The 18,361-nt window shown below is 70.2% G+C and carries 10 protein-coding genes, 1 tRNA gene and 1 rRNA gene; 11 read left to right on the forward strand and 1 reads right to left on the reverse strand.

The features are described from left to right. Nucleotides 1-8 precede the first annotated feature (8 nt). From rrf to JS756_RS20330, 3 genes are all read left to right on the forward strand, one after another. A 5S ribosomal RNA gene (gene rrf, locus JS756_RS20320) occupies nucleotides 9-125 on the forward strand. Nucleotides 126-239: 114 nt separating this feature from the next. Continuing rightward, the gene (locus tag JS756_RS20325) at nucleotides 240-902 is read left to right on the forward strand and encodes a DegT/DnrJ/EryC1/StrS family aminotransferase (RefSeq protein WP_205384688.1); all 663 of its coding nucleotides are present in this window, start codon (nucleotides 240-242) and stop codon (nucleotides 900-902) included. 108 nt (nucleotides 903-1,010) lie between these two features. Beyond that, nucleotides 1,011-1,086 (forward strand) — tRNA-Thr (locus JS756_RS20330). Between the two features lie 58 nt (nucleotides 1,087-1,144). Here JS756_RS20330 and JS756_RS20335 read toward each other — a convergent pair. Next, the gene (locus JS756_RS20335; RefSeq protein WP_205384561.1) at nucleotides 1,145-3,901 is read right to left on the reverse strand and encodes a SpoIIE family protein phosphatase; all 2,757 of its coding nucleotides are present in this window, start codon (nucleotides 3,899-3,901) and stop codon (nucleotides 1,145-1,147) included. 392 nt (nucleotides 3,902-4,293) lie between these two features. On the opposite strand from JS756_RS20335, the gene JS756_RS20340 reads away from it, so the two are divergent. From JS756_RS20340 to JS756_RS20375, 8 genes are all read left to right on the forward strand, one after another. Next, a complete protein-coding gene (locus JS756_RS20340) occupies nucleotides 4,294-9,768 on the forward strand; it encodes a HAMP domain-containing protein (RefSeq protein WP_205384562.1) in 5,475 nt (1,824 codons plus the stop codon). Nucleotides 9,769-10,040: 272 nt separating this feature from the next. Then, the gene (locus JS756_RS20345; RefSeq protein WP_205384563.1) at nucleotides 10,041-10,724 is read left to right on the forward strand and encodes a response regulator; all 684 of its coding nucleotides are present in this window, start codon (nucleotides 10,041-10,043) and stop codon (nucleotides 10,722-10,724) included. A 124-nt stretch (nucleotides 10,725-10,848) separates the two neighbouring features. Further along, nucleotides 10,849-13,554, forward strand: coding sequence for a DNA translocase FtsK (locus JS756_RS20350; protein ID WP_205384564.1), 2,706 nt, complete (start codon nucleotides 10,849-10,851; stop codon nucleotides 13,552-13,554). Between the two features lie 463 nt (nucleotides 13,555-14,017). Further along, nucleotides 14,018-14,857, forward strand: coding sequence for a helix-turn-helix domain-containing protein (locus tag JS756_RS20355; protein ID WP_205384565.1), 840 nt, complete (start codon nucleotides 14,018-14,020; stop codon nucleotides 14,855-14,857). 85 nt (nucleotides 14,858-14,942) lie between these two features. Continuing rightward, a complete protein-coding gene (gene rimO / locus JS756_RS20360; protein WP_205384566.1) occupies nucleotides 14,943-16,415 on the forward strand; it encodes a 30S ribosomal protein S12 methylthiotransferase RimO in 1,473 nt (490 codons plus the stop codon). After that, entirely contained in the window at nucleotides 16,412-17,209 is a 798-nt protein-coding gene (gene pgsA / locus JS756_RS20365) for a CDP-diacylglycerol--glycerol-3-phosphate 3-phosphatidyltransferase (RefSeq protein ID WP_205384567.1), read from the forward strand. Before rimO ends, pgsA begins: the two co-directional genes overlap by 4 nt. Continuing rightward, nucleotides 17,206-17,751, forward strand: a complete 546-nt coding sequence (locus JS756_RS20370) for a CinA family protein (RefSeq protein ID WP_205384568.1) — start codon at nucleotides 17,206-17,208, stop codon at nucleotides 17,749-17,751. Before pgsA ends, JS756_RS20370 begins: the two co-directional genes overlap by 4 nt. A gap of 109 nt (nucleotides 17,752-17,860) precedes the next feature. Next, on the forward strand, nucleotides 17,861-18,241 hold the full coding sequence (locus JS756_RS20375; protein WP_205384569.1) for a helix-turn-helix domain-containing protein: 381 nt from the start codon (nucleotides 17,861-17,863) through the stop codon (nucleotides 18,239-18,241). The last annotated feature ends 120 nt before the right edge of the window (nucleotides 18,242-18,361 follow it).

Consider the following 18,361-nt stretch of genomic DNA (forward strand, 5'->3'; position numbering starts at 1 on the left):
CATAGTGTTTCGGTGGTCATAGCGTGAGGGAAACGCCCGGTTACATTCCGAACCCGGAAGCTAAGCCTTACAGCGCCGATGGTACTGCAGGGGGGACCCTGTGGGAGAGTAGGACGCCGCCGAACAATCATTCAAAGGGTTGGGCCCGGAACTTCGGTTCCGGGCCCAACCCTTTTCTTTTTTCCGTCACTTGACGTTCACGTTGCGCACGCAGCATCAGCGCCATGGGTGCTGCTGCAATACTCAGGGCCGCCGGAGTCGGCATCGGTGACGAGGTCGTGGTGCCGGCCTTCGGCAACCAGGACGTCGCCGAAGCGGTGACCCTGGTCGGAGCGCTACCGGTGTTCGCCGACATAGACCCGGTGACGTACTGCCTCGATCCGTTCGCGGTCGAGGCGGCCGTAACTCCGCGCACCGCGGCCGTCGTTGCCGTCCATCGCTTCGGGCGGCCGGCGGACACCGGGCGGCTGCGTGGCGTGGGACGGCGGCACGGGCTGCTGGTCCTGGAACAGGCCGACTCCGAGGCGCCGTACACCGAGGTCGCGCAGCGGCGGCAGCGGGCGGCCTACCTCGACGGCAGACTGCGGGGCGTGCGGACACCGGACGGGGGCGACGGCCACACCTACCAGCAGTACGTCGTACGCGTGCCCGGAAACGGCAGGCCGGACCGGGACGCCTTCGCACTGGCCGTACGGGCCAGGGGAGTCGACTGCAGGGTGCCCGTCAAGACGCCCGTGCATCGCCTGCCGGAGTTCCGCCGCTGCGTGTCCCTGCCCGAGACGGAGCGCGCCGCGGACGAGACCCTCGCACTGCCCGTGGATTCGGCACTGACGAAGCGGGACATGCAGCGGATCGTGGCCGCCTGCAACTCCCTGGGCGGACTGCTCCGGCCGGCCGTCTGAGCCTCCCCCAACAAGCCCCGAACGGGCGCCGGAACGCATTTGGGAACTCGGCTCCGGTCGGGGTACGATCTAATTCGTTGCCGCGAGGGAAGCCTCGAAAAGCGACAAGCCCCTATAGCTCAGTCGGCAGAGCGTCTCCATGGTAAGGAGAAGGTCAACGGTTCGATTCCGTTTGGGGGCTCCATCAGAAAGGCCCCTCGCCCAACGGGCGGGGGGCCTTTCGTGTTCCGGCCTTCGCCGTCTCAGTCCTTGTGCAGCTCGGGCACCCGCATGGCCAGGATCGCCATGTCGTCGGACGGCGCGTCGGAGGCGAAGCGCTCGACCGCGCGCATGATGCGCGCCGCCACGGCACCCGCCGTCAGGCCCGTGCAGGTGGTCAGGACGTCGGCCAGACCGTCGTCGCCGAGCATGCGGGTGCCCTCCCGGCGCTCCGTGACACCGTCCGTCACGCACAGCAGGACATCCCCCGGATCCAGGGTGACCGTCTGCTCGTACAACTCCAGGTCCTCCATGACACCGAGCAGCGGCTGCGGCTCGGCCGCGGCCTCGACCGTGCCGTCCTGACGCAGACGGAGCGGCAGCGGATGACCGGCGCAGACCACCTTCAGCTCCGCACCGCCGTCCTCCTGCGGGCGCATCTCCCCGTACAGGAGCGTCAGGAAGCGGCTGCGGGCGCCCTCGTCGAGAATGGCCGAGTTCAGCCGCTCCAGGACGGCCGGACCGCTCAGACCCTCGCGGGCGAGCAGACGCAGGGCATGCCGGGCCAGGCCCGTCACCGCCGCCGCGTTCGGGCCCGTACCGCAGACGTCGCCGATGGCGAAGCCGTATGCCCCGTCGCTGATGGGGAAGAGGTCGTAGAAGTCACCGCCGACCTCGTTGCCCTCGCCCGCGGCGCGGTAGATGACCTCGACCTCGACGCCGTCGATCTCGGGCAGTTCGGGCGGGAGGAGACTGCGCTGGAGGGACTGGCTGATGGCCGTGCGCTCCGAGTACAGCCGGGCGTTGTCCAGGGCCAGGGCGGCCCGTCGGCTGAGGTCCTCGGCCAGCTCCAGGATCTCCTGGCGGAAGTGCTCCTCCGTCGGCTTGCCCAGCGTGAGCATGCCGATGACGCGGTTGCGGGCGACCAGGGGCAGCACCACCGTCTCCCCGCCCACCGCCGAGGCCACGGCGAGGGTCGGACCCATGGCGGAGGCGACCTGATGGGTCGGTCCGCCGCTGAGGCCCAGGCTCCGCATCGAGCTGCGCAGCGCGGACTGGTGGGCCGTTTCGCCGGGAAGACCCCACACACGGGCACCGGGAGTGGGCACCGGGTCCGGCGGGGGGATCTTCGACAGCAACGACTTGATGCCGTCGATGAGTTCCTCGTCCTCGTGCAGGACGTACGAGAGATAGGGATCGGAGGCCTGGTCGGCGATCGTGTAGACGGCGCACCACGTCGCCAGCGTGGGGACCGTCATCTGGGCCATGAGAGCGAGGGTCTGATCCCGGTCGAGGGTTCCGGCCAGCAGGTCGGAGGCCTCGACGAGGAAGCTCAGCGATCCGCGGCGCAGTCGCTCCAGCTCGCCGAGGCGGGCCGACTCCACGGCGAGCGCGATGCGGTCTGCGGCGAACTGCAGGCGCAGCGCCTCCTCGTTGGAGTACCGGCCCGGTGCCTCGGCGGCGACGCCGAGGGAGCCGGTGAGGCGTCCCTCGACCTTGAGCGGAACGGTGACCACCGAGCGCATGCCGGTGGTGTTGAGCAGCGGCACGGCACCGGGGACGGCGGACAGGTCCTCGTGGACGGCTGGCATGCGGGCCGAGCCGTAGCGGCCGGGGCCCGCCTCGACGGGCACGCGCGCGAAGCGCTGGCGTGCGGAGGGCAGACCGGTGGAGGCACGGACCTCCAGCTCCGTCTCGTCGTCGGTGGCGAGGAGCAGGAAGGCGGAGTCGCCGTCGAGCATGTCGCGGGCGCGTTCGACGGTGCGCTGGAGGAGCCCGTCGAGGTCGTCGGGGGCCGGCGAGCCGATGAACGTCTCGAACGGGTCGGAGTTCTGGCCGTCGCCCGAACCGGCCGCGTCGCCGGCGGGCGCGCGCAGGGGTGTCTGGAGCACGGCGCGTTCGTGCTCGCGCACCAGGAGGCAGACCGTGGACGGTTCGCCGCCGGTGTCGCGGACGCGCAGGTGGGAGGCGTACACGGGAGTCACGCGGCCGTTCGCGTCGCGGATGCCGTAACTGCCCTCCCAGCGGGAGAGCCGGAGTGCCTCCGCGATGCCGGTGCCGGTGCCCGGCGTGTGCGGCCAGGCGGCGAGATCGGTGAGCGGCTTGCCGGTGACCTGGTCGGCGGCGTAGCCGAAGAGCTCCTCCGCGTCCTCGTTCCAGGCGCTGATGGCGGCGGTGCGGTCGATCTGGACGACGGCGACGCGGACCCTGCCGTCGGCCAGCGGCAGCAGTTCCGCGGGCAGGGCCGGGCCGGCGGCGCGCGTGCCCACCGGGCGTTCGGGGAGAGCCAGTTGGAACCACACGTTCTTGTGGGTCGGCGTGTACTCCACACCCCAGCGACCGGCCAGTGCCGCGCACAGCTGGAGGCCGCGTCCGCCCTCGCGGTCCGGGCTGCCCATGTTCACGGCGGCGCCCTGGAGGGGGACCTCGCGCTCCGGGTAGCGGTCCGAGACCTCGATGCGGACGCCGTCGTCGGAGCGCAGGCACAGCAGGTCGGCCTGGGTGCCGGCGTGCACCACGGCGTTGGTGACCAGCTCACTGGTCAGCACCACGGCGTCGTCGACGATGTCGGCGAAGCCCCAGCCCTGCAGGGTGTCGCGGACGAAGGAGCGGGCGGTGGCGACCGAGCGCCCCACGGGCTCGAAGCTGGCAGCCGCGCGCGCGGTGATCACAGAACTCCTCGGCCGGTCGTCGACGTGCTGGGCTGCCCGGTCGCCGGGCCCGCGCCGCTGGTGCGGCGGGCGGGCGCCCGTCGGCCGGGGGTCCGGGGGCTGTCCCCCGGGGATCAGTCCGGTGGTCATGTGTGCGGCCGCCCCTCCGATGCCCGCTCGTACTCGTGCCTCCGCCCATGCCGGACGGACCGGTGCGGCTGGACAGCCGCATGCAAGGTTACTTACCTTCCCCGTCCATGCGGATGCCGGTCACCAGTGTTTCCGCCCGGAGGGCGTGCGGACGATGTGCGAAGCTGCCGAACTGTTATGGCCTGGTTCGGCAAGGGTGAAACACTGGGCAGGCTTCTGGTGAAGGTCCGGGCAGGCCGAGTGTCATCCGCGCACGGAGGGCGGCAACCCTTTCGTGTGACCCGGTGGCGTCGGGCGGACATGGACGACGATGTCTGATACGCCGGGCGAGCGGTACCCGGTACGGCACCACGAGCACAGCAGTGACGGTCGACCCTTGCGGGAGGGACACAGTGGAGTCTGGCGCAGCGGCGCGGGATACGAAGACGCGCGCGAAAGGCGGACACTCCCCAAGCAACCAGCGCAATCCACGCAATGGGACCACGACGGTGGACACGGCCGCGCTGAACCGGCTGCTGGCTGCGCTCGCGGCCATGCGGGACGGAAACTTCCGCAAGCGGCTGACGGTGTCCGGCGACGGCGTGATGTCGGAGATCGCGGCGGTCTTCAACGAGGTGGCCGACCGCAATCTGCACCTGACGGGCGAGCTGTCACGGGTACGGCGCATGGTGGGGCGTGAGGGAAAACTCACGGAACGGCTGGAGACGGGGGCCTGCGAGGGCTCCTGGGCGGCGGCCATCGACCATTCCAACGCCCTGGTCGACGACCTCGTGCGGCCGGTCTCCGAGGTCAGCCGGGTCCTGTCGGCCGTCGCGGAGGGCGAGCTGTCGCCGCGCATGGAGCTGCGGACGCTCGCCCCGGAGGGGTCGGGGCACCCGCTGCGCGGCGAGTTCCTCAAGGTCGCCCGGACGGTCAACAACCTCGTCGACCAGCTGTCGACCTTCACCGACGAGGTCACCCGCGTGGCCAGCGAGGTGGGTACCGAGGGCAAGCTGGGCGGGCAGGCACGCGTGCGTGGCCTGTCGGGCTCGTGGAAGGACCTGACGGACTCCGTCAACACGATGGCGTCCCGGCTCACCGCCCAGGTGCGCGACATCGCGCTGGTGACCACGGCGGTCGCCAAGGGCGATCTGTCACGCAAGGTGACCGTGCATGTCGCCGGCGAGATGCTGGAGCTGAAGAACACCGTCAACACGATGGTCGACCAGCTCTCGGCGTTCTCCTCGGAGGTGACCCGTGTCGCCCGCGAGGTGGGCACCGAGGGCATCCTGGGCGGCCAGGCGCAGGTGCCGGGGGTGGACGGGGTCTGGAAGGAGCTGACCGACTCCGTCAACACCATGGCGGGGAACCTGACGGCCCAGGTGCGGGGGATCTCCGAGGTGACGACGGCGGTCGCCAACGGTGACCTGTCGCGCAAGGTGACCGTCCCGGCGCGCGGCGAGGTCGCGCAGCTCGCCGACACGATCAACCAGATGACCGAGACGCTGCGGATCTTCGCCGACGAGGTCACCCGCGTGGCCAACGAGGTCGGTGCCGAGGGCCGGCTCGGCGGGCAGGCGAACGTGCCGGGCGCGGCGGGGACGTGGAAGGACCTGACGGACTCCGTCAACACGGTCTTCCGGAACCTGACGACCCAGGTGCGGGACATCGCCGCGGTGACGACGGCGGTGGCCAACGGCGACCTGTCGCAGAAGGTCACCGTGGACGTCGCGGGCGAGATGCTGGAGCTGAAGAACACCGTCAACGGGATGGTGGACCAGCTGTCGGCGTTCGGTGCCGAGGTCACGCGCGTGGCGCGGGAGGTCGGGGTCGAGGGCGAGCTGGGCGGCCAGGCCCAGGTGTCCGGCGCGGCGGGGACGTGGAAGGACCTGACGGACTCCGTCAACACGGCGTTCCGCAACCTGACCGGCCAGGTGAGGAACATCGCGCAGGTGACGACGGCGGTGGCCAACGGCGACCTGTCGCAGAAGGTCACCGTGGACGTCTCCGGCGAGATGCTCCAGCTGAAGAACACCGTGAACACGATGGTGGACCAGCTGTCGTCCTTCGCCGACCAGGTCACGCGGATGGCCCGGGACGTGGGGACGGAGGGCCGGCTGGGCGGCCAGGCCCGTGTGGACGGGGTGTCGGGCACCTGGAAGGAGCTCACCGACTCCGTCAACTTCATGGCCGGCAACCTCACCTCCCAGGTGCGGCAGATCGCCCAGGTGACGACCGCGGTGGCCCGCGGCGACCTCTCGCAGAAGATCGACGTCGACGCGCGCGGCGAGATCCTCGAACTGAAGAACACCATCAACACGATGGTCGACCAGCTCTCCGCCTTCGCCGACCAGGTGACCCGTGTGGCCCGCGAGGTGGGCACCGACGGACGCCTCGGCGGCCAGGCCCAGGTGCCCGGCGTGGCGGGCGTGTGGCGTGACCTGACCGACTCCGTGAACGGGATGGCGGGAAACCTCACCGCGCAGGTCCGCAACATCGCGCAGGTCGCCACCGCGGTGGCACGCGGCGACCTGTCCCAGAAGATCACCGTGGACGCGCGCGGGGAGATCCTGGAGCTGAAGAACACGCTGAACACGATGGTGGACCAGCTGTCGTCGTTCGCCCAGGAGGTCACGCGCGTGGCCCGTGAGGTGGGCACCGAGGGCATCCTGGGCGGTCAGGCCGAGGTGCAGGGGGTCTCCGGCACCTGGAAGGACCTCACGCAGTCCGTGAACGGCATGGCCAACAACCTGACCCTCCAGGTGCGCTCCATCGCCGAGGTCACCACCGCGGTCGCCAAGGGCGACCTGTCGAAGAAGATCACCGTCGACGCCAAGGGCGAGATCCTCGAACTCGTCACCACGGTGAACACGATGGTGGACCAGCTCTCGTCGTTCGCCGAGCAGGTCACGCGTGTGGCCCGTGAGGTGGGCACCGAGGGCATCCTGGGTGGCCAGGCGCACGTGCCGGGCGTCACCGGCATCTGGAAGGACCTCAGCGACAACGTCAACCTGATGGCCAAGAACCTGACCACGCAGGTGCGCAACATCTCCCAGGTGTCGGCCGCGGTCGCCAACGGTGACCTGACCCGCCAGGTCACCATCGAGGCGCGCGGCGAGGTCGCGCAGCTCGCCGACACCATCAACACGATGGTCAAGACGCTGAGCTCGTTCGCCGAGCAGGTCACCAAGGTGGCCCGCGAGGTGGGCACGGACGGCATTCTCGGCGGTCAGGCCCAGGTCCCGGGCGTGGCAGGCACGTGGAAGGACCTCACCGAGTCGGTGAACCAGATGGCGTCCAACCTGACCGGTCAGGTGCGCAACATCGCCATGGTCACCACGGCCATCGCCAAGGGCGACCTGACGAAGAAGATCGACATCGATGCCCGGGGCGAGATCCTGGAACTGAAGACGACGATCAACACGATGGTCGACCAGCTGTCGTCGTTCGCCGAGGAGGTCACGCGCGTCGCCCGCGAGGTGGGCACGGAGGGCCAGCTCGGCGGCCAGGCACGCGTGCGTGACGTCGACGGAACGTGGCGCGACCTCACCGAGTCGGTGAACGAGATGGCGGGGAACCTGACGCGTCAGGTGCGTGCCATCGCGCGCGTGGCGACCGCGGTGACCCGCGGCGACCTGAACCTGAAGATCGACGTCGACGCCTCCGGCGAGATCCAGGAGCTTCAGGACTACATCAACAAGATGATCGCCAACCTGCGCGACACCACGGTCGCCAACCAGGAGCAGGACTGGCTGAAGGGCAACCTGGCCCGCATCTCGGGTCTCATGCAGGGTCGCCGGGACCTCCAGGACGTGGCCTCGCTGATCATGAGTGAACTGACGCCGGTGGTCTCCGCCCAGCACGGCGCGTTCTTCGTGGCCGTGCCGCGCGTCGACGGGTCTGAGGTGGCCGAGGACCAGGACGACCTCTACGAGCTGCGGATGCTGGGCTCCTACGGCTACTCGATGGGCTCGATGCCGACGTCGTTCCGGCCCGGCGAGGCGCTCGTCGGCACGGCCGCCCAGGAGAAGCGCACGATCCTGGTCGAGAACGCGCCCAGCGGCTACCTGAAGATCTCCTCCGGGCTGGGCGAGGCGCCGCCCGCGCAGGTGATCGTGCTGCCGGTGCTGTTCGAGGGCAAGGTGCTCGGGGTGATCGAGCTGGCCTCCTTCACCCCGTTCACGCAGATCCAGAAGGACTTCCTCAACCAGCTCGCGGAGATGATCGCGACCAGCGTCAACACCATCTCCGTCAACACCAAGACCGAGCAGTTGCTGAAGCAGTCGCAGGAGCTGACCGAGCAGCTGCGCGAGCGGTCGGAGGAGTTGGAGCAGCGGCAGAAGGCACTGCAGGCCTCCAACGCCGAACTGGAGGAGAAGGCCGAGCTGCTGGCCCAGCAGAACCGGGACATCGAGGTGAAGAACACCGAGATCGAGGAGGCGCGGCAGGTTCTGGAGGAGCGTGCCGAGCAGCTCGCGGTGTCCATGCGCTACAAGAGCGAGTTCCTCGCCAACATGTCGCACGAGCTGCGCACTCCGCTGAACTCGCTGCTGATCCTGGCCAAGTTGCTCGCCGACAACGCGGAGGGCAACCTGTCCCCGAAGCAGGTCGAGTTCGCCGAGACCATCCACGGAGCCGGCTCGGACCTGCTGCAGCTGATCAACGACATCCTCGACCTGTCGAAGGTCGAGGCGGGCAAGATGGACGTCTCCCCGACGCGTATCGCGCTGGTCCAGCTCGTGGACTACGTGGAGGCCACCTTCCGGCCGCTGACCGCGGAGAAGGGGCTGGACCTGGCGGTCCGCATCTCCCCGGAGCTGCCCGCCACGCTCCACACCGACGAGCAGCGGCTGCTGCAGGTGCTGCGCAACCTGCTGTCCAACGCGGTGAAGTTCACCGACTCCGGTTCGGTGGAGCTGGTGATCCGCCCGGCCGGTGCTGACGTGCCGCCGTCGATCCGGGAGCAGTTGCTGGAGGCGGGCTCGCTCGGGGACCCGGCGGAGCCGCTGATCGCCTTCTCGGTGACCGACACCGGGATCGGTATCGCGGCGAGCAAGATGCGGGTCATCTTCGAGGCGTTCAAGCAGGCCGACGGCACCACCAGCCGCAAGTACGGCGGCACCGGCCTGGGCCTGTCGATCTCGCGGGAGATCGCGCAGTTGCTGGGCGGCGAGATCCATGCGCAGAGCGAGCCGGGCCGCGGCTCGACCTTCACGCTCTACCTGCCGCTGCATCCCAACGAACTGCCCCCGCACGGCTACCAGCAGCCCGTGCCCGTGTTGGAGGCGGGCGACCTGGTGGCGTCCCAGGAGCACCTGTCGGAGCTGGCCGGGGTCGAGATCGAGACACCGGCCGAGGTGAAGTCGTACCGGGAGACGCAGAACGGGCCGGCCGCCCTGTTCCGGCGGCGCCGCCGGGCCATGGGCGCCCTGGAGGCCGGACCCGCCCAGGGGGAGCGCTGGCCGGGGCCGGAGCAGGAGACGGCACCGGAGCTGTACCGCGGGATCCGCTTCGGCGGGCAGAAGGTGCTGATCGTCGACGACGACATCCGCAACGTGTTCGCGCTCACCAGCGTCCTGGAGCAGCACGGGCTGTCCGTGCTCTACGCGGAGAACGGCCGCGAGGGCATCGAGGTGCTGGAGCAGCACGACGACGTGGCGGTCGTCCTGATGGACATCATGATGCCCGAGATGGACGGGTACGCGACGACGACCGCGATCCGCAGAATGCCGCAGTTCTCCGGTCTGCCGATCATCGCGCTGACCGCGAAGGCGATGAAGGGCGACCGGGAGAAGGCGATCGAGTCGGGCGCCTCCGACTACGTGACCAAGCCGGTGGACCCCGATCACCTGCTGTCGGTGATGGAGCAGTGGATGAGGGGGGAGTGAACGGAGGATGTTCACGCGGAGTCGCTGACACAGGGTGCTCGTAGCCGTGTAGAAGTGCGGGAATCGGGGAACCTTCTGGTCTCCTGCTGCGTTTTTGCTACGTGCACAGTGACATCGCGGTGACAGGGTGTGGCGACAGGCGGGGTGCGGCTACGATGACCGGCACGAGGACGGGCGGCGCAAGGGAGTCGTCCCCGGGGGCGGCACCCGCCGGTGCCACCCCCGGTCCTGTGGACAGGGGAGGCCCCATGCCGGGGCGAGGAGGGCGGGCCATGGTGCAGAAGGCCAAGATCCTCCTGGTCGATGACCGGCCGGAGAATCTGCTGGCGCTGGAGGCGATCCTCTCTGCGCTCGATCAGACGCTGGTGCGGGCATCGTCCGGGGAGGAAGCACTCAAAGCACTGCTCACGGACGATTTCGCGGTCATTCTGCTGGACGTCCAGATGCCGGGGATGGACGGATTCGAGACGGCCGCGCACATCAAGCGGCGGGAACGGACCCGGGACATCCCGATCATCTTCCTCACCGCGATCAACCATGGCCCTCACCACACCTTCCGCGGATACGCGGCCGGCGCGGTGGACTACATCTCCAAGCCGTTCGACCCGTGGGTGCTGCGCGCCAAGGTCTCGGTCTTCGTCGAGCTGTACATGAAGAACTGCCAGCTGCGGGAGCAGGCCGCGCTGCTGCGGCTCCAGCTGGAGGGCGGCGGCAAGAGCGGCAGCGTCGCGACCAAGGAGCCTGCCGGGCTGCTGGCCGAGCTGTCCGCCCGGCTCGCGGCCGTCGAGGAGCAGGCCGAGGCGCTGTCGAAGCAGCTCGACGACGAGTCCGCGGATGCAGCGGCGGTGGCCACCGCCGCCCACCTGGAGCGGAAACTCACCGGCCTGCGCCGTGCGCTGGACGCCCTGGAGCCGGGATCGGGGAACGGCAGCGCCTCGGTGCCCTCGCAGAACTGACCCGTGCCGCCCCGTCCGTTGCGGGTGAGCGCGCGTCAGGTCCGCCTGCCCCCAAGGGCGACACGAACGGGTGAAGCCGTGGGCACGCGTGTCCGCTGTCGTCTCCACCGGTAACCTCACACCCATGGCCTCACGTCCCTCCGCAGCCAAGAAGCAGCCCGCGAAGAAGCCGGCCGCTCCCGCGAAGGCTCCGGCGAAGAAGGCCGCTGCGAAAAAGGCCCCCGCGAAGAAGGCGCCCGCCAAGAAGGCCGCGGCGAAGAAGCCGGCGCCCAAGCCTGCGCCCAGTCCCACGGGGGGCGTCTACCGGCTGGTGCGGGCGGTGTGGCTGGGCCTGGCCCACGCCGTCGGTGCGATGTTCCGCGGGATAGGGCGGGGCGCGAAGAACCTCGACCCGGCGCACCGCAAGGACGGCGTCGCCCTGCTGCTCCTCGGTCTCGCCCTCGTCGTCGCGGCCGGCACCTGGGCCGATCTGAGGGGCCCCGTCGGCGGGCTGGTCGAGATCCTGGTGACCGGTGCCTTCGGCCGGCTGGACCTGCTCGTCCCGATCGTCCTCGCGGCCATCGCCGCGCGCTTCATCCGGCACCCCGAGAAACCCGAGGCCAACGGCCGGATCGTGATCGGTCTGTCCGCCCTGCTCATCGGAGTGCTCGGGCAGGTCCACATCGCCTGCGGCTCGCCGGCCCGGAGCGACGGCATGCAGGCCATACGGGATGCCGGCGGACTCATCGGCTGGGCCGCGGCGACCCCGCTGACCTTCGCCACGACCGAGGTCCTCGCCGTCCCGCTGCTGGTGCTGCTGACGGTCTTCGGTCTGCTCGTCGTCACGGCCACGCCCGTCAACGCCGTCCCGCAGCGTCTCCGGGCGCTGGGCGTGCGGCTCGGCATCGTGCACGACCCGGAGACCGACGCGTTCGGCGACGACGAGGAGCGCTACGACAACCAGTGGCGCGAGGCCCTGCCCGATCGGCCCCGCAGGCGTTCGGCCGCGCCCGCGGAGTACGACCCCGAGACCGCCGAGCAGGAGGCCCTCGCCCGGCGCCGCGGCCGCTCCCGCCGCCCGGCCGTCCCGCAGCCCGCGACGGACCGGGAGCCCGACGCCGTGGACATCGCCGCAGCCGCCGCGGCCGACCTCGACGGCGCCGTGCTGCACGGCATGCCGCCCTCGCCGATCGTCGCCGACCTCACCCACGGGGTGCGTGCCGGTGACCGGGAGCAGACCACGCCGACGCCGGTGCCGGCCGCGCGGCCGAAGCAGGAGGACCCGAAGGTCCAGTCGGTCCCCGACCTCACCAAGTCGTCCCCCCAGGAGATGCGCGACCTGCCGCCGCGCGCCGAGCAGCTCCAGCTCTCCGGCGACATCACCTATTCGCTGCCCGCCCTGGACCTCCTCACCCGCGGCGGCCCCGGCAAGGCCCGCAGCGCCGCCAACGACGCGATCGTCGACGCCCTGCGCAACGTCTTCACCGAGTTCAAGGTGGACGCCGACGTCACCGGCTTCACCCGGGGTCCCACGGTCACCCGCTACGAGGTGCAACTGGGCCCGGCCGTCAAGGTCGAGCGCATCACGGCGCTGACGAAGAACATCGCCTACGCCGTCGCCAGCCCCGACGTGCGGATCATCAGCCCGATCCCCGGAAAGTCGGCGGTCGGCATCGAGATCCCGAACACCGACCGGGAGATGGTCAACCTCGGCGACGTGCTCCGCCTCGCGGAGTCGGCCGAGGACGACGAGCCGATGCTCGTCGCCTTCGGCAAGGACGTCGAGGGAGGCTACGTCATGCACTCGCTGGCGAAGATGCCGCACATGCTGGTCGCCGGCGCGACCGGGTCCGGCAAGTCGTCCTGCATCAACTGCCTGATCACGTCGATCATGATGCGGGCGACCCCGGAGGACGTCCGGATGATCCTCGTCGACCCCAAGCGGGTCGAGCTGACGGCCTATGAGGGCATCCCGCACCTGATCACCCCGATCATCACCAACCCCAAGCGGGCCGCCGAGGCGCTCCAGTGGGTCGTGCGCGAGATGGACCTGCGCTACGACGACCTCGCCGCGTACGGCTACCGGCACATCGACGACTTCAACCGCGCGGTGCGCGAGGGCAAGGTCAAGCCGCCCGAGGGCAGCGAGCGCGAGCTCCAGCCGTACCCGTACCTGCTGGTGATCGTCGACGAGCTGGCGGACCTGATGATGGTCGCGCCGCGCGACGTGGAGGACGCCATCGTCCGCATCACCCAGCTCGCGCGGGCCGCCGGTATCCACCTGGTGCTCGCCACCCAGCGGCCCTCGGTCGACGTGGTCACCGGCCTGATCAAGGCGAACGTGCCCTCGCGGCTGGCCTTCGCCACCTCCTCCCTCGCCGACTCCCGGGTCATCCTCGACCAGCCCGGCGCCGAGAAACTGATCGGCAAGGGCGACGGCCTGTTCCTGCCGATGGGGGCGAACAAGCCGGTCCGCATGCAGGGCGCGTTCGTGACGGAGGAGGAGGTCGCCGTCGTCGTCCAGCACTGCAAGGACCAGATGGCGCCGGTCTTCCGGGACGACGTGGTCGTGGGGACCAAGCAGAAGAAGGAGATCGACGAGGACATCGGCGACGACCTCGACCTGCTGTGCCAGGCCGCCGAACTGGTCGTCTCCACCCAGTTCGGGTCCACCTCGATGCTCCAGCGCAAGCTGCGGGTCGGTTTCGCCAAGGCCGGACGGCTGATGGACCTGATGGAGTCACGGAACATCGTCGGCCCCAGCGAGGGCTCCAAGGCCCGCGACGTCCTGGTGAAGCCCGACGAACTGGACGGCGCGCTCGCGCTGATCCGGGGGGAGTCCCACGAGTGAAGGCCGTCCCGTGGTCCCTGGTGGATCACGCGCGGTGTCGGATGCGCTGCATCGCACGGCGGAGGGGCGTCGCGTCCTCGTACGGGGCGTGTGCGGGCGCCCCGGCGAGGCGCCGTGGCCGTCGTCGTGCGCTCGCCGGGGATCACGGGACAGCCCACAGGCGTTCGGGAGGCCGACTCGGGGTACCAGGGCAGGACGGAGCGCGGCACGAGACCCGGGAGGGGGGAGCGTTTCGTGACTCACCCGTTAGGGAACCCTGGGCAACCGTTTCCCCTCGGCGCACGTCAAGTTGAGCGAGAGAACAGGTACGAGCCCCACCACGGGGTCCGTACCTGTCCCGTCATCGGCGTGTCCGGCCATTCCGATGGCGTAAAGAGGTCCACCGCCCGGTTGCCCCACCCTTTCGCACCACCCCTAAACTGAACCTCCAGCACAGGTGGCTACACGCTCGAAAGGCGCCCCCGTGTCCATCGGCAACTCCCCTGAAGACGAGCGTCCGTTCGAAGACGATCGCGAGGAATCCCACCTCTCCGTCGGCCGTGCACTCCAGCAGGCACGCATAGCCGCCGGTCTGACCGTCGACGACGTCAGCAACGCCACCCGGGTCCGTATCGCGATCGTGCATGCGATCGAGGCGGACAACTTCGCCCCCTGCGGCGGAGACGTCTACGCCCGCGGTCACATCCGGACCCTGGCCAAGGCCGTCCACGTCGATCCCGCACCCCTCATCACCCGGTTCGACGCCGAGCACGGCGGGCGCCCGGCGCCCACGCCGGCGGCGCCGCTGTTCGAGGCGGAACGTATCCGCCCCGAGCGGCGGGGTCCGAACTGGACGGCCGCCATGGTCGCCGCGATCGTCGCCGTCGTCGGCTTCGTCGGGTTCACCGCCGTCAAGGGCGGCGACGACGGCGGTACGAAGGACCAGGTCGCCGGCGGGTCCACGCCCACGACCAGCACCTCCGCCTCGCCCACGCCCTCCGGCCGGAAGAACGCCGACCAGAAGCCCGAGCCCTCCGACAGCGCGATCGCCGCGGCGCCCCAGGACAAGGTCACGGTCCAGGTCAGCGCCACCGACGGGCGCAGCTGGATCTCGGCCAAGGATCACAACGGCCGCCTGCTCTTCGACGGGCTCCTCAAGCAGGGCCAGTCCAAGACCTTCCAGGACAGCTCCAAGATCAACCTCGTGCTCGGCGACGCCGGCGCGATCCAGCTCTACGTCAACGGCAAGAAGATCGAGGACGACTTCCAGCCGGGCGCCGTCGAACGGCTGACCTACACCAAGGGCGACCCGCAGATCGGGTAGCCGAGGCATACGAACGGACGGGGTTGGCCAAGATCGCCAACCCCGTCGACGTTCGGGGCCGGTGGGACAAAGTACTCTTGAGCCCATGCCTGAACGCCGTACCGTCGCACTCGTCACCCTTGGCTGCGCCCGTAACGAGGTGGACTCGGAGGAGCTCGCAGGCCGTTTGGAGGCGGACGGCTGGCAGCTCGTCGAGGACGCCGGGGACGCCGAGGTCGCCGTCGTCAACACCTGTGGCTTCGTCGACGCCGCCAAGAAGGACTCCGTCGACGCACTCCTGGAGGCGAACGACCTCAAGGGGCACGGCAGAACCCAGGCCGTCGTGGCCGTGGGCTGCATGGCCGAGCGGTACGGCAAGGAGCTCGCGGAGGCCCTTCCCGAGGCCGACGGCGTGCTCGGCTTCGACGACTACGCGAACATCTCCGACCGCCTGCAGACCATTCTGTCCGGCGGCGTCCACGCCTCCCACACCCCGCGCGACCGGCGCAAGCTGCTCCCGATCAGCCCCGCCGAGCGTCAGGAGTCGGCGACCGCGGTCGCGCTGCCGGGGCACGCCCCGGCCGACCTCCCGCAGGGACTCGCCCCGGCCTCCGGCCCGCGTGCGCCCCTGCGTCGCCGGCTGGACGGGGCCCCCGTCGCCTCGGTGAAGCTCGCTTCCGGCTGCGACCGGCGCTGCACGTTCTGCGCCATCCCCTCCTTCCGCGGCTCGTTCATCTCGCGCCGCCCGAGCGACGTCCTGAACGAGACGCGATGGCTGGCCGAGCAGGGGGTGAAGGAGATCATGCTGGTCTCCGAGAACAACACCTCCTACGGCAAGGACCTCGGCGACATCCGCCTGCTGGAGTCCCTGCTGCCCGAGCTGGCCGAGGTCGACGGCATCGAGCGGGTGCGGGTGAGCTACCTCCAGCCCGCCGAGATGCGCCCCGGCCTGATCGATGTGCTGACGTCGACGCCGAACGTCGCGCCCTACTTCGATCTGTCCTTCCAGCACTCCGCTCCCGACGTACTGCGGGCGATGCGCCGTTTCGGCGACACCGACCGCTTCCTGGAACTGCTCGACACCATCCGGAACAAGGCCCCCGAGGCGGGCGTCCGTTCCAACTTCATCGTCGGCTTCCCCGGCGAGAGCGAGGCCGACCTGGCCGAGCTGGAGCGTTTCCTCAACGGTGCGCGGCTGGATGCGATCGGTGTCTTCGGCTACTCCGACGAGGAGGGCACGGAAGCGGCGACCTACGACGACAAGCTCGACGAGGACGTCGTCGCCGAGCGGCTGGCGCGCGTGTCCCGCCTTGCCGAGGAACTCGTCTCGCAGCGCGCCGAGGAGCGCGTGGGCGAGACGGTCCGCGTGCTGGTGGAGTCCGTGGACACCGAGGAGGGCGTATACGGCCGTGCCGCCCATCAGGCGCCGGAGACGGACGGCCAGGTGCTGCTCACGAGCGGCGCGGGCCTGAGGGTCGGCCGCGTGGTGGAGGCGAAGGTGGTCGGCACCGAGGGCGTCGACCTGGTCGCCGAGCCCCTGCAGGTCGGGTTCCGGACCGGCGAGGAGGCAGGCAGATGACCGGCGTACCGGCGTCCGCGGCGGGCGGTTCCTCCCAGGCGCAGGGAGCCGGGCGGGCCCCGGGCGGTGCGACGGCCCACAGCGCGACGGGTGCTTCCGCGGACACTCCGGACGCCGCGGGCACGCCCGGACCGACGGGGCGCATGGTTGCGGCGGAGGGCGCGAAGCCCGCGCGCGGCGGGAAGATCGCTGCCGCCGCCGTGAACCAGGCCAGCGTGTGGAACATCGCCAACCTGCTCACCATGCTCCGGCTCGTCCTCGTGCCGGGCTTCGTGGCGCTGATGCTGGCCGACGGCGGATACGACCCCGCGTGGCGCTCGCTCGCCTGGGCGGCGTTCGCCATCGCCATGATCACCGACCTGTTCGACGGGCACCTGGCCCGCACGTACAACCTCGTCACCGACTTCGGGAAGATCGCCGACCCCATCGCCGACAAGGCGATCATGGGGGCGGCGCTGATCTGCCTGTCGGCGCTCGGCGACCTGCCGTGGTGGGTGACGATCGTGATCCTCGGCCGGGAACTCGGGATCACGCTGATGCGTTTCCTCGTCATCCGGTACGGCGTGATCCCGGCGAGCCGCGGCGGCAAGCTCAAGACGCTCACGCAGGGCGTGGCCGTGGGGATGTACGTCCTGGCACTGACGGGGTGGTTGGCCACCCTGAGGTTCTGGGTGATGGCCGCAGCCGTCGTCCTGACCGTGGTGACCGGGCTCGACTACGTGAGACAGGCCATTGTGCTGCGCAGGCAGGGAAGGGCCGAGCGAGGGGAAACGTTGGAGGAGACCGAAGAGTGACGTCCCCCGCCGCCGACGTGGTGCGACTACTGAGCGTGAGAGGCGAGACGGTCGCCGTCGCCGAGTCGCTGACCGGCGGACTGGTCGCCGCGGAGATCACCGCGGTTCCGGGTGCCTCCAGGGTGTTCCGGGGCTCGGTGACCGCGTACGCCACCGCGCTCAAGCACGAGCTGCTCGGGGTCGACGCCGGTCTGCTCGCCGCACGCGGAGCGGTGGACGCGCAGGTCGCGGCGGAGATGGCGGCCGGGGTGCGCACGGCACTCGGCGCCGACTGGGGCGTCGCGACGACCGGCGTGGCCGGCCCCGAGCCGCAGGACGGGCAACCCGTCGGGACGGTCTTCGTGGCCGTGGACGGGCCTTTCCCGCCGGATTCCGGTTCCGCCGGTGGCGGAAAAGTGCAGCCGCTGCGGTTGAACGGCGACCGTGCGGAAATCCGTATGGAGAGTGTACGGAGCGTACTCGCACTGCTCCTCCAGGAGCTTGCGGGCGAACAGACCGGGAATGAGCGGGCACAGGATACGGAACAGAACGGGGGGTTTTGATGTTTGCAGCCCTGAGTGAACACGACATCGCTCCCCGCACGGCCGCGGCGCAAGGCGGTACGGTGGGGCGAGAAGGATGCGGCTACTCGGTCCGAGGAGGGAGCCACCGATGATTCTGCTCCGTCGCCTGCTGGGTGACGTGCTGCGTCGGCAGCGCCAGCGCCAGGGCCGTACTCTGCGCGAAGTCTCCTCGTCCGCCCGAGTGTCACTCGGCTATCTCTCCGAGGTGGAGCGGGGGCAGAAGGAGGCTTCCTCCGAGCTGCTCTCCGCCATCTGCGACGCGCTGGACGTACGGATGTCCGAGCTCATGCGGGAAGTGAGTGACGAACTCGCCCTCGCCGAGCTGGCCCGGTCTGCTGCGGCGACCCCGAGCGAGCCTGTGTCCGCACCGGTTCGCCCGATGCTGGGCTCCGTGTCGGTGACGGGTGTGCCACCGGAACGGGTGACCATCAAGGCGCCCGCCGAAGCGGTGGACGTCGTCGCTGCCTGAGGCACGTCTGTGAGGCCCCGGCCAAGGCTTCTCCGGAACACCGGAGGGGTACGGTCGGGGTTTTCGCGTTTCCGGGGGCACCGCGGTCCTGGGCACCCTTCGCGTCCTTCGGCGGCCCCG

The organism is Streptomyces actuosus, assembly GCF_016921115.1.
Classification (GTDB): domain Bacteria; phylum Actinomycetota; class Actinomycetes; order Streptomycetales; family Streptomycetaceae; genus Streptomyces; species Streptomyces actuosus_A.

Bases quoted from the DNA above. Each gene is read 5' to 3' on its own strand.
- JS756_RS20335 (WP_205384561.1), bottom strand. From the start codon at position 3,901: ATGACCACCGGACTGATCCCCGGGGGACAGCCCCCGGACCCCCGGCCG.
- JS756_RS20345 (WP_205384563.1), top strand. From the start codon at position 10,041: ATGGTGCAGAAGGCCAAGATCCTCCTGGTCGATGACCGGCCGGAGAAT.
- JS756_RS20350 (WP_205384564.1), top strand. From the start codon at position 10,849: ATGGCCTCACGTCCCTCCGCAGCCAAGAAGCAGCCCGCGAAGAAGCCG.
- rimO (WP_205384566.1), top strand. From the start codon at position 14,943: ATGCCTGAACGCCGTACCGTCGCACTCGTCACCCTTGGCTGCGCCCGT.
- pgsA (WP_205384567.1), top strand. From the start codon at position 16,412: ATGACCGGCGTACCGGCGTCCGCGGCGGGCGGTTCCTCCCAGGCGCAG.
- JS756_RS20375 (WP_205384569.1), top strand. From the start codon at position 17,861: ATGATTCTGCTCCGTCGCCTGCTGGGTGACGTGCTGCGTCGGCAGCGC.